Below are 11,279 nucleotides of genomic sequence, written 5' to 3' on the forward strand. Positions count from 1 at the left end.
GTTCCCTGTTCCCTATCTCCTTTTTATATTTCCTTTACAAACAATCTCTTAATTATTAATTATTAATTATTAATTATTGAACCCTACTCCCTAATTTGTTGCTAAAATACTTCAGTAACTCTTACATATCTATAATTGTGATTGCAATTTATCCAGGCAGTTTCGACCCTATTACCCTCGGTCACATAGACATTATAGAACGAGGCTGTAAGTTGTTTAAAAAAGTGATTGTGGCCGTACTGCGAAATCCTAGTAAGACTTCTTTATTTACTATTGAGAAACGTTTAAATCAAATTCGCTATTCTACAGAACACTTACCTAATGTAGAGGTAGCCAGTTTTGATGGTTTAGCGGTAAACTATGCAAAAATGCGACAGGCTAAAGTCCTGATTCGAGGTCTAAGGGTTCTTTCAGATTTTGAAAAAGAATTGCAAATGGCCCACACAAATAAAACCTTATCATCTGAAATAGAGACAGTTTTTTTGGCTACCTCTAACGAATATAGTTTTTTAAGTAGTAGTGTAGTTAAAGAAATAGCCATTTTTGGTGGCTCAGTAGATCATCTTGTTCCTCAGCACATTGCTATTGATATTTATAAATGTTACGACAAAACTCAACCAATATTGAACCAGAGGTAAATGGACAAAATGTCGAGGGTGAATCCACCAGTGCTTCCCCTGGAGTAGATATCCAGAGAGAACTAAATCGACTGGAGGAGATTATTCTCGATAGTCCTAGAATACCCTTTGTGGGACGTACTTTAATAGATGAAGAACAGTTATTAGACCAACTAGATATAGTACGTCTGAATTTACCAGTGGCTTTTCAGGAAGCAGAAATGATTGTTCGACATAAGGATGAAATTCTTCAAGAAGCTGAACTTTATGCTGAAGAGATTATTGAAAATGCTGAACAACAAGCTTCCCAAATTTTAAATGAAATGGGTCTGGTGCAGCAAGCTAAAGTAGAAGCAGATCAGCTTAGAAACCAGGTTCAGCTAGACTGTGAAGCAATTCAACAAGCTACTATTGCTGAAATTGAACAAATTCGCTATCAAGCTCAACAAGAATTGGAAGAAATGAGAGCTAGAGCGATCGCCGAATGTGATGAAATTCAGAATGGTGCTGATGACTATGCAGATCATGTGCTTGATAGTATTGAACAGCAGTTAACGGATATGCTCAAGGTGATTCGCAATGGTCGTCAACAATTAGAAGGAGATGGAGGTTATGGAACTGATATAACGCCATTAAATCCCGAAGTATGATTAATAATGGAGTTATTAATTATTAAATCGGGACTTAGTTTACTGCTTCATAAAACTGATACAAAGCGTCACATAATGTGACAACTTGACGTTTACTTCCTGTTTCTACTGAGGCCGTCGGCGGTTACTCATCCACAGGCATTGACGGTCAAGCCAACCGCATCCCTCAAGTTTACACTTGTATTTCAGTCTTTGTCAATAGACATCTCCAAATAGTAACAGGACTTACGCAAATTCTTAGACCACACACTATCCTTAGGGAAGAATGAGCATTTACCCCTACTAGATATGGCGGTTCTGCGTCAGTCCTGAATAAAAAATCAAATCAATTCTTTCTCCCTGCTCCCTGCTACCTCTTTTGGTGTCGATGTCTAATAGATAGACACCCCAGAAATATTTAAGCAGTGATTAGAGCAGAAGATACAAATCTTACATTTAAGAGAATATCGTTTTATATCGCTAAAAAACGTAAATTGTCAACTAAGTCAAAACTCCTAAACAATATTCAGAAACCGGGTAACTTCAAGTAAATATAAATATTATAAATCCATCATAACATTAACCCGGTTTCTCCAAGGATAAAATTAGATAAATGTGGCAATTTTTAAACTGGCATCCATACTTAAGTAGCAATATAACATTAACCCGGTGTCTCCAAGGATAAAATTAGATAAATGTGGCAATTTTTAAACTGGCATCCATACTTAAGTAGAAATTTTTAATTGCCACGATAATTTATATAAGTTTGGGTCATTTCAGTTATCAGTTATCAGTTATCAATTATCAATTATCAGTACCAACCACTAAAGTCTCTGGCTTGAAATACTGAATTGAATATTTTTTTCATCCCCTTAAAAAGGGAGGCTTTGGACTTAATTTTTTGGTAAATAGAAATTATACCTATGCTAGTTATCATGCTCGTGAGGTACAAAATTTTAGGTTTTAGATTTTAAGTTTTAGGTTTTAGGAAAAAGGGAATAAGGCATAGTTCATTAATGGATAATGGATAATGGATAATTACCTCAAGGAAAACCGAGAGGATTGAATATAAGGAAATATCCTAGCACTTTTTTTCCCTATGGGGGGAAGCTTTTAACCAAGGTATTTAATTAATAAATATTAATTATTCATTATTCGGGAAAGAAGAAAAACAACAATTTGCAAAATACTTGAAAAATGCTCTATTTTCAGATAAACCTTAGCTTTTTTTCAGAATTTCTACACTCTATTCTATCAAAAAAAAACTCAAATAAAATTTTTGATTATTACTAATTATCCAAACTTAAATGTAACAGAAATTCCTAACTTCCTCTAGAAATAAAATGATTACAGAAAAGTTTCGTCGCCAGCTCCGCACAGAAGCGAAACTATGGCAAACAGAGGGATTAATTGATGATTATCTCTATCAACAATTATCAGAGCGTTACCAGTTTGATGCTTTAGAAAAAACGGCTAGTTCTCGTTTTATTACTATCTTAATTTCCCTGGGTGGTATTCTCCTGGGATTAGGTATAATCACTTTTGTTTCTGCTAACTGGCAACAGTGGTCACGAGAAGTAAAAGCACTCCTATTATTAACTTTATTTATCGGAGTTAATACCAGTGGTTTTTATTTCTGGCGACAACAAAATACTCTCTCTAATACTACCAATAAAAAACAAAAGTTAGGTTACGGACTATTAATATTTGGGGCATTAATTTTAGGGGCAAATATAGCACTAATGGCTCAAATGTTTCATATTGGTGGTTCTCCCTACGGATTATATATTGTTTGGGGATTAGGAGTTTTAGTAATGGCTTATAGTCTACAACTAGCTTCTCTGGGAGTTATGGCTATTCTATTGATAGGATTAGGCTATTTAATGGGGTTATCAGCTGTATTTTATCCAGGAGAATTTTCCTGGTTACAGTTCATAATAGAATATATGTCTTTGGTGGCAGTATTGTTGTTTATTCCCCTAGCTTACTGGTGCAATTCCCGAATAATTTTCTTTCTAGCTACATTGATAATACTACTAGCTTTAGAAATTAGTTTGTTCCGAATTTTTGATTTTTTAAATCATGGTTTATGGGGAGCGATCGCCTTAACTTTACCTCCTGCTTTATTGTGGGGATATGACGATATTATCTTGCCTAAAGTAAATAGCAGGATTTTTCAAGCTTTCACAAGAAATTTAGCTATTTGGTATTTGAGTATAGGATTTTTCTTTTTATCTTTTCGAGCAATTTGGCAGGATTTTATATTAGTAAATTATTCTGAGATATCATCAGAAATTCACTGGTTAACTTTAGTTGAAGTTTTAGTGTTTGTAGGATTAACTATTTGGGAATGGTTGTGTTTAGCACGACCAAATAAAAGAGATGCTCAGAGTTGGCGATTAGATTTAGTCAGTGGTGTCATTTTGAGTTTTATTGTTGGAACAGCAATATTATGTTTCTGGCATTTGAGTATTAATGAAATTCCAGAAATAGCCACTTTTATTATAAATATAGAAATGTTTCTTTTGGCAGCAGGCTTAATTAGGATTGGATTGGCACGAGGAATTAGAGGTACTTTTTGGGGTGGTTTAGTATTGTTGACTTTACAAATTGTTAGTCGTACTTTTGAGTACAATACTGGATTGTTACTGAAGTCTTTTGTATTTATTTTATGTGGTGTAGGAGTTATAGCTGCAGGTTTGTGGTACGAACGTCATTTATCATTAGAAGAAGTCAGAAAATAAGAAGTTGTTTGAGAAATACTGCATGGAACCGATGAATCCTAAAAACCTAACCCCCCAGCCCCCTTCCCTGCAAGGGAAGGGGGTTTCAAAGCCTCTCTCCTCGTAGGAGAGAGGTTTGGAGAGAGGTTTTTTATGAATTTACAAACAGTTTCTAAGGAAGGAGAAATTATATTATGTTTGGTCAAATACTTATAATTAAGATCGTAGTTGCGCTTTAGCGCTAGTAGATATGTTTGGAGCGCTAAAGCGCAACTACAAACAAATACTTTTTGACAACTAATTCTGGTAATTAAAACAAGTAATTGGAGAACTAACATGAAATTTTATAACCCTTTTAGTCAAAGCAATTTATCAACTAAAAATCAGGATAATACTGAAGAGATAAGTTTACCTATTAATCAAACAAAATCTCTAACAAAGCAAATACCTATTTGGCGGTTTCTTTTGCCTTTAACTTTGCAATTAGCATTAATTTTGTCAGTTCCTGCTCAAGCTATTTATACTCACATTACAGGTAGAACAGTTATTTTACAAACTGCGCCTGTAGACCCTTATGATTTTTTGCGGGGTTATTATCAAGTATTAAATTATGACATTTCCCGCAAAGATAATTTGAGTAAACTTCCGGGTTGGGATAAATTTGAATTGGAAACTTCTGGTGGATTTTCTTCAAATAATCAGACAAATATTTATGTAGTTTTAGCTGCACCTGAAAAAATAGAAAATTCAGGCATTCCGAAAGTTTGGGAACCTGTGGCAGTAAGTGCAAAAATGCCCGAAAATTTGCCAGATAATCAAATAGCTATTCAAGGAAAAATTGATGGTTGGAGAGTTAAATATGGTTTAGAAACTTATTTTATGCCAGAGGATAGACGAGAAAAAATTAATCAGGATATTCAGGAAGTACAACGTAGTGTTAATTCAGAAGAAGAAATACCTTTTGTCGTAGAAGTAAAAGTAAATTCTCAAGGTAAAGCTGTACCTTTAAGTTTGTGGGTAAGAGAGCGAAATTATAAGTTTTAACTAGGTATCAGCTTTTTGAGCTGCTGAAATTTTTGGTATTCATTATCAATAGTTGATGCCCAAATATCGTGGAATTTTCGTTCTTTAGCTAATATTTCGTCTTACATTGATTACTTCCTTATACTTTAAATTGTAATAAATATCCTGGTTTGACAGTACCTTTAATTGTAGCAGTCAGCAATAAGATTGCCCTCGACTAGCAATAACAAACTTTTTCAACCAGGATTAAATGCAACTCGTCAGTAATAACTTTTTCGGCTAGAATTAAATGTAAATAGCTTAAGACTTTTGTATAGCTATTTAGCAATTACCTGTCTGAAGATGATTAATATTTAATAAAATTTATGCGAAGTAGATTTAATTGGACTAAGGAAAATGTAAATTTGGCTATCGCAGGCGCTAGTCTTATTGTTGCTATTGTTGCTTTATTGATACCAAATATCAGATGCTCAATTCCAATTGTTAACCGATATTGTCCGATAAATTGTAAACTTTTATTCAAGCAAGGTCAAAAAATTGAATACAAATATCGTCGTGGAGATGATAAACACATAGAATTTGGGTTAGTTCAAGAATTAGATGCAAACATACCTGGAGTAGTAAAAGGGAAAGTGTATCTTCTTAATCATCAATACCCTGGAAACACAGATATAAACAAAGTCCTGCTAACACAAGATGCTACTCAATATTCCCCCCGTTTTCCCGATCCTGTAAAATTTCAAATTAGTTATGAAAATGATAAATGGAAGTTTGATTATTACTATGATGTTTCAGGTACAACACTTCAAGGTGAAGGTAAATGTATAAGCTCTAAAACAGCAAGAGGAAAGCTTGAATATCCTAATAAGAATCAAGGTTACAGTGTAATTTTTTCAGCGTATTGAATAATAAAACCTTCGTTTTCTTTACATATCACATATCTAGTTGTAGGTTGGGTTAAGAAACGAAACCCAACACAACTTAAGGGGCGTTGCATATTTGCGCATTGGAATTATTGTTTTAGAGAAAGAGGAAGTAAAAGCTGGGATTTACCTTTTCTGCAAAGATTCATCCCTTAGTTTAGCAACGCCACTTACAGCGGTTTAATGATGAATAAACCACAATCATACTGACTCCTTACTCATTACTCCTTACTCCTTACTCCTTACTCATTACTCCTACAACAGTTTTGTGGTCTACTCAACTGAAAAGCACTGTAAGGAGTAGGGGAGTAGGGGAGCGGAGGAGTAGGGGAGTAATTTGTCTGCCTTTGGATGCGTTACGCCATCGCTTTTCATGTCGCGCAGCGTTTCATGTCGGCTCTTAGCCGAAAACAGCACCCTACTGACTTCTGACTCCTCAATTAATCAATTCTCAAATTAAACGGTAAACGAGTATAAATCCCATAAGGATCGTTCATCGCTCTCAAACTAGCTAACTCCTCCTGCAACTTTTGAAATTCTGCTGTTAGCGGGTCTAAAGGAGTATTAGATACACCAACTTCCACACCCGAAAGACTGCGGAAAATCCGTTGCTCCAAACTACGAGACTTAGGATATTCCTCAACTTTCCAACTATCTCCCAGTTCAGCTTTTTCCGCAGCAACTTTAATAGCAACTTCTATCCCACCAATTTCATCAACCAAACCTAACTCTTGAGCATCAGCACCAGACCAAACTCTACCTTGAGCAATTTCCGCCACTTTTTCCTTTGATAACTTACGAGCAGTTGCTACATTTGTAATAAACCGCTCGTAAATTGAATCCACCATCTTTTGAATCAAAACTAACTCCTCTTCGGTTTTAGGACGAGAATTAGAATTCAAATCTGCAAACTTACCAACTTTCACCACATCCCAAGTAATCCCATTTTCATTAGCTAGTTCTTGAACATTGAACAACACACCAAAAACGCCTATTGAACCAGTAACAGTAGTCGGTTCAGCAACTATTTGCTCTGCATTCATAGCAATCCAATATCCACCAGAAGCAGCTATATTACCCATAGATACAATCACAGGTTTTTCCTCACTAATAAGCTTGACTTCCCTACCAATCACTTCTGATGCTGATGCACTTCCTCCTGGACTATTAACTCGCAACACCACTGCCTTCACTTTGTCGTCAAGTCGTAGTCGTCGCAATTCCTTTGCTAGACGATCGCCTCCTACCTGTCTGGGAGTACCAGCACCATTAACTATTTCTCCTTCAGCGTAAACTACAGCAATTTTATTTTTGCTTTTTACATTCCCACTGAGAGTTTCTGCAACTTTTGGTAGTTTGCCATAGTTGTTAAGACTAATTTGTGTGAAAGTTTTATCGTCCTCTTCTTTGCCAGTTAGTTGTTTAAGTTTTGTCAGAACTTCATCGTAGTAAGCTACTCTATCTACTAACTTAGTTTCTAAACTGGTATTCGCCATCAATATACCCTGATTATTAGCGATATCCTGTAACTTCCGTGTTGTTAACTTTCGACTTGTAGCGATTGCTTGTAGATATTGACCCCAAATATTCTGTAATAATTGGAAAGTTTGCTGTCGGTTCTCCGGACTCATTTTTTCTAGGATAAAAGGTTCAACAGCAGACTTATATTTACCCACTCTTGTTACCTGAACTCCGATGCCAAATTTATCTAATGCACCACTCAAGAACATAGTTTGAGAACTTAAACCATTGAATTCTACAGCACCAAAAGGATTAATCACAATTTCATCTGCTACTGAACCTAAGTAATATTCTCTTTCTGTCCAGTCCATATCATAAGCAATGATAGTTTTGCCAGTTTCTCGGAACTGTTGAAGTGCTTGCCGTATTTCTTGTAGATTTGCTAATCCTGTTGCTCCTGGAGTGTTGCTACCTTTAATGTAAATGCCGATTATTTTTTCATCTTCGGCAGCAGTATTGATAGTATTAATTACTTTTCGGAGGGTGATGGTTGTAGGTTGGTCGCTGGATAAAGCTTCTTGGAGTGCTTCCCCAGTAGAGGATATGGGTCGAGTATCTGTAATATTTGTAGCAAGGTCGAAGACTAAGATTGATTTATCTTGAACTTGTGGACCTACATCTTTGGTTTTGCTGGCGATGGAAACGACAAAAAATATTAATCCGCCAAATCCGAATCCGATAATTAGAGTAATTCCTAGTATGCTGCCAATTAGACTGGCAAAAGTGTATTTGAAGAAATCTTTCATGTTTCTAGTGGGAGTTGCTTGTTGGGAAATTAACCATTTGGTATTAGTTAATTATCGCCTACGATTTGAATTTATTGAATTTGAGCTTGTAGTAGACTATCTCAGCTAAAGCAGTGGAATAGATTTTTGGGAAAAAACTCAATTTACAAAGGGTTAAGGAATTTTTGGTAGTGGCGTGACACGCCTAAAATATTGCAATAGTAGGGGCCGGTTCTAGTTCAAATTAATACATCAACATTCAATCAAATTAACCCGCCCTAATGCACATTAGCTCTTCTGTGTCGGTTTACTACTACAATTTTAATTTGTTTGATTTGAGGATAAAAGTTTTGTTTGAATTTTAATTTAAGATACTACTAAACAACAAATTATTAATGAGGTTACCTTCTGAAAATTAAAGGGATATACCAAATTTAATTTTTATTACTAACGTCGTGTGTAAGTAAGTTGAATTTATTTATCAACAGCAAAAACGATTTTTTCAGAGATGATAATTCAAGGGTATTTGCTAGTAGTAACTTAAATTTATCTTCTGGTATGACATTACCGAGGGCAACAAAGCACTTTAAAGCACTTTTAATTTTTTAATTGTTGAATTGATGTCATAACTAATGCTTTGTTTTTATGTTAATCTTTCCAAAGTTCGAGATTTTTTCAGTTCTAATAAATTAGTATTGCCCGTACAAAATAGAACTGTCGTTATTTCTGCAATTAATATATCTACTAATAAATTTAGAGATTCTTCTGATTCGACTGCTGCTTGAAGAAATGGCCAAGCTAATCCACCTAAGTCTGCACCGAGAGCGATCGCCTTTGCCACGTCTAACCCATTTCGTAATCCTCCAGAAGCAATTAGAGGAATCTCTGAGTTCAGACTACGGATAGCACTAATACATTCTGCTGTGGGTAAACCCCAATTAGCAAAAGTATTCCCTAACCTACGCTGACGAGTATCTGTAGCTCGTTCACCTTCAATTTTTGCCCAAGAAGTCCCTCCAGCTCCCGCAACGTCAATCGCTGCTACTCCTGCATCAATTAGCTTTTTGGCCATTTTCTGAGAAATGCCATTACCTACTTCTTTAGCAATTACTGGCACTGGCATTTTGTAGCACAATTTTGATATTTTGTCAAGAATACCTCGGAAATTAGTATCACCTTCAGTCTGAATACACTCTTGGAGAGGATTAAGATGTAAAATTAGGGCATCTGCCTGTAAAATATCAATGGCTTGTTGGCACTGGTCAATACCATAATCATAATTTAATTGGACAGCTCCTAGGTTAGCAAAAAGGAGAATATCAGGAGCAAGCGATCGCACAGCAAAGGTATCAGCTACCTGGGAGTTTTCTACAGCTACCCGTTCGGAACCAACTCCCATCGCTATTTTATAGTGTTGGGCAACTTTGGCTAACCGATAATTAATCATTTTTGCTTGTTCAGTGCCACCTGTCATCGAAGATATTAATAATGGCGCACCCAGTTCCTTCCCAAGAAATGTGGTTGTTATATCTATTTCACTGCGATTTAGTTCTGGTAAACAAGAGTGGGTAAAACGGTAACGGTCTAACCCATTGGTGGTTTGATTAAATTGGACATCTGATTCTAAGCAGATTCGTAGATGGTCTGCTTTGCGGGATTGAGTTTGTGAGATTGAGTTCATCAGTTTTGCCATTACAAGTTCAGACAGAAGTTCATCAAAAAACTTATTTATCTCAATATACTATTTATAAGTAATTAGCAAATTGGGCATCACCATTTTGGATAACTGGACAGGACTTACCCAAAATAAATATTTTTACATGAGAGTAAACTATGTTTTACTCTCCTTTTATCGATCATTTTTCTTTAGCCCCTATCTATAAATTACTGTGCTTGACTAATATCATGTCCGGATAATTAGTGATAAAAAAATTTTTGTTTGTAGTAGGGCTTTAGCCCTATCTATATATCATCGGGCTAAAGCCCTACTACGAGCTGTAATTATAACTATTCAACCGGACATGATATAACATATCACTCTATTATTCTTGATAAAAAATTTACTCTAATAAAAAGGAACTAAAATGACAGAAAAAAAACCAGAAATTACTATCTATACTGATGGTGCTTGTAGTGGAAATCCCGGTCCTGGTGGTTATGGTATAGTTCTCTTATCTGGTAAACAGCGCCAAGAATTATCTGGAGGCTATAAGTTAACTACTAATAACCGTATGGAATTAATGGCAGCAATAGTAGGATTAGAAGAACTAGAATTTCCTTCTATAGTTACCTTATATACTGACTCTAAATATATAGTTGATGCTGTTACAAAAGGTTGGGCAAAACGTTGGCGAGCTAATGGTTGGAAACGGAATAAAAAAGATAAAGCAATGAATCCCGATCTATGGGGAAAATTATTAGATTTATGCGAAAAACATGAAGTAGAATTTTCTTGGGTACGGGGTCATTCTGGAAATATAGAAAATGAGTGTTGTGATAAATTAGCAGTAAAAGCTTCTCAACAAGTAGATTTAGCTTTAGACTCTGGTTATAATTAAGTAAAATTACGGAAATTATGATTAAATAAATAAAAGTTTATTACCACAGAAAAAAAGGGTTATTGCAATAACCCTATTGATTTCTATCCCATAAGTCTGTAATAATTAAAGCTTAGTTAGGTCAAGATTAAGTTAAACGCTAATACTAATCACATTTGCTAACTCGTTTTTTAATCAATCAGTCAATAGCCACCTCAGTATAGGGGTGGTTATTTTAATAGTAATTATATCATGTCCGGTTAAACATTTACAGCAGATTCGGTGGTATGTGAGGTACAAATATTAAATATAAAATCTTTATAGCACAGGTATCTTGCCTATGAGAGGCGTATCTCATTCAGAGATAATTATCCAACTATTTGTGAAATTTTTACAGTTAAATGGTATTAGGATAGAGGGCAGAAAGAAGATATAATATAATTTATTAGACATCTGCGAAAATCAAAAATAAAATCAATTCTTATCCATAAATTATCAATTACTGGATAATTAATAATTAAATAACTAAATAATTAAACAGTTTAGGTTAAAAGCCTCCCCTTTCAAGGGGAAAAAGCGGT

The 11,279-nt window shown here is 35.1% G+C and carries 8 protein-coding genes; 6 read left to right on the forward strand and 2 right to left on the reverse strand.

Features of this window, described 5'->3' with window-relative positions; translation table 11 throughout:
- The first annotated feature begins 137 nt into the window (after positions 1 to 137).
- From coaD to ACP6PM_RS30495, 5 genes are all read left to right on the forward strand, one after another.
- Complete coding sequence (coaD, locus tag ACP6PM_RS30475; protein WP_426590625.1) at positions 138 to 638, forward strand: pantetheine-phosphate adenylyltransferase; 501 nt, start codon at positions 138 to 140, stop codon at positions 636 to 638.
- Positions 599 to 1,267: an ATP synthase subunit B family protein gene (locus ACP6PM_RS30480; protein ID WP_426590626.1), complete on the forward strand. Its 669-nt coding sequence runs from the start codon at positions 599 to 601 to the stop codon at positions 1,265 to 1,267. The genes coaD and ACP6PM_RS30480 overlap by 40 nt, the downstream gene beginning before the upstream one ends.
- 1,322 nt (positions 1,268 to 2,589) lie before the next feature.
- Positions 2,590 to 3,990, forward strand: a complete 1,401-nt coding sequence (locus ACP6PM_RS30485) for a DUF2157 domain-containing protein (protein ID WP_426590627.1) — start codon at positions 2,590 to 2,592, stop codon at positions 3,988 to 3,990.
- Between the two features lie 315 nt (positions 3,991 to 4,305).
- A complete protein-coding gene (locus ACP6PM_RS30490) occupies positions 4,306 to 5,013 on the forward strand; it encodes a GDYXXLXY domain-containing protein (RefSeq protein WP_426590628.1) in 708 nt (235 codons plus the stop codon).
- 344 nt (positions 5,014 to 5,357) lie between these two features.
- Positions 5,358 to 5,897 carry a hypothetical protein gene (locus tag ACP6PM_RS30495; RefSeq protein WP_426590629.1) on the forward strand — a complete coding sequence of 180 codons (540 nt, stop codon included), beginning with the start codon at positions 5,358 to 5,360 and terminating at the stop codon, positions 5,895 to 5,897.
- Between the two features lie 458 nt (positions 5,898 to 6,355).
- On the opposite strand, the gene sppA is transcribed toward ACP6PM_RS30495, so the two are convergent.
- Both sppA and fni read right to left on the reverse strand, forming a co-directional pair.
- Complete coding sequence (gene sppA, locus ACP6PM_RS30500; protein ID WP_426590630.1) at positions 6,356 to 8,182, reverse strand: signal peptide peptidase SppA; 1,827 nt, start codon at positions 8,180 to 8,182, stop codon at positions 6,356 to 6,358.
- A 622-nt stretch (positions 8,183 to 8,804) separates the two neighbouring features.
- Complete coding sequence (gene fni, locus ACP6PM_RS30505; protein ID WP_426590631.1) at positions 8,805 to 9,842, reverse strand: type 2 isopentenyl-diphosphate Delta-isomerase; 1,038 nt, start codon at positions 9,840 to 9,842, stop codon at positions 8,805 to 8,807.
- Positions 9,843 to 10,245: 403 nt separating this feature from the next.
- Between fni and rnhA the strand changes: the two genes are divergently transcribed.
- On the forward strand, positions 10,246 to 10,719 hold the full coding sequence (gene rnhA / locus ACP6PM_RS30510; RefSeq protein WP_426590632.1) for a ribonuclease HI: 474 nt from the start codon (positions 10,246 to 10,248) through the stop codon (positions 10,717 to 10,719).
- Positions 10,720 to 11,279: the final 560 nt, after the last annotated feature.

Source organism: Dapis brunnea BLCC-M229, assembly GCF_050015995.1.
GTDB lineage: Bacteria > Cyanobacteriota > Cyanobacteriia > Cyanobacteriales > Microcoleaceae > Trichodesmium.

Excerpts from the sequence above, each read along its gene's own strand:
- ACP6PM_RS30485 (WP_426590627.1), top strand. The coding sequence starts at position 2,590 with ATGATTACAGAAAAGTTTCGTCGCCAGCTCCGCACAGAAGCGAAACTA.
- rnhA (WP_426590632.1), top strand. The coding sequence starts at position 10,246 with ATGACAGAAAAAAAACCAGAAATTACTATCTATACTGATGGTGCTTGT.
- ACP6PM_RS30480 (WP_426590626.1), top strand. The coding sequence starts at position 599 with ATGTTACGACAAAACTCAACCAATATTGAACCAGAGGTAAATGGACAA.
- ACP6PM_RS30495 (WP_426590629.1), top strand. The coding sequence starts at position 5,358 with ATGCGAAGTAGATTTAATTGGACTAAGGAAAATGTAAATTTGGCTATC.
- ACP6PM_RS30490 (WP_426590628.1), top strand. The coding sequence starts at position 4,306 with ATGAAATTTTATAACCCTTTTAGTCAAAGCAATTTATCAACTAAAAAT.
- sppA (WP_426590630.1), bottom strand. The coding sequence starts at position 8,182 with ATGAAAGATTTCTTCAAATACACTTTTGCCAGTCTAATTGGCAGCATA.
- fni (WP_426590631.1), bottom strand. The coding sequence starts at position 9,842 with ATGAACTCAATCTCACAAACTCAATCCCGCAAAGCAGACCATCTACGA.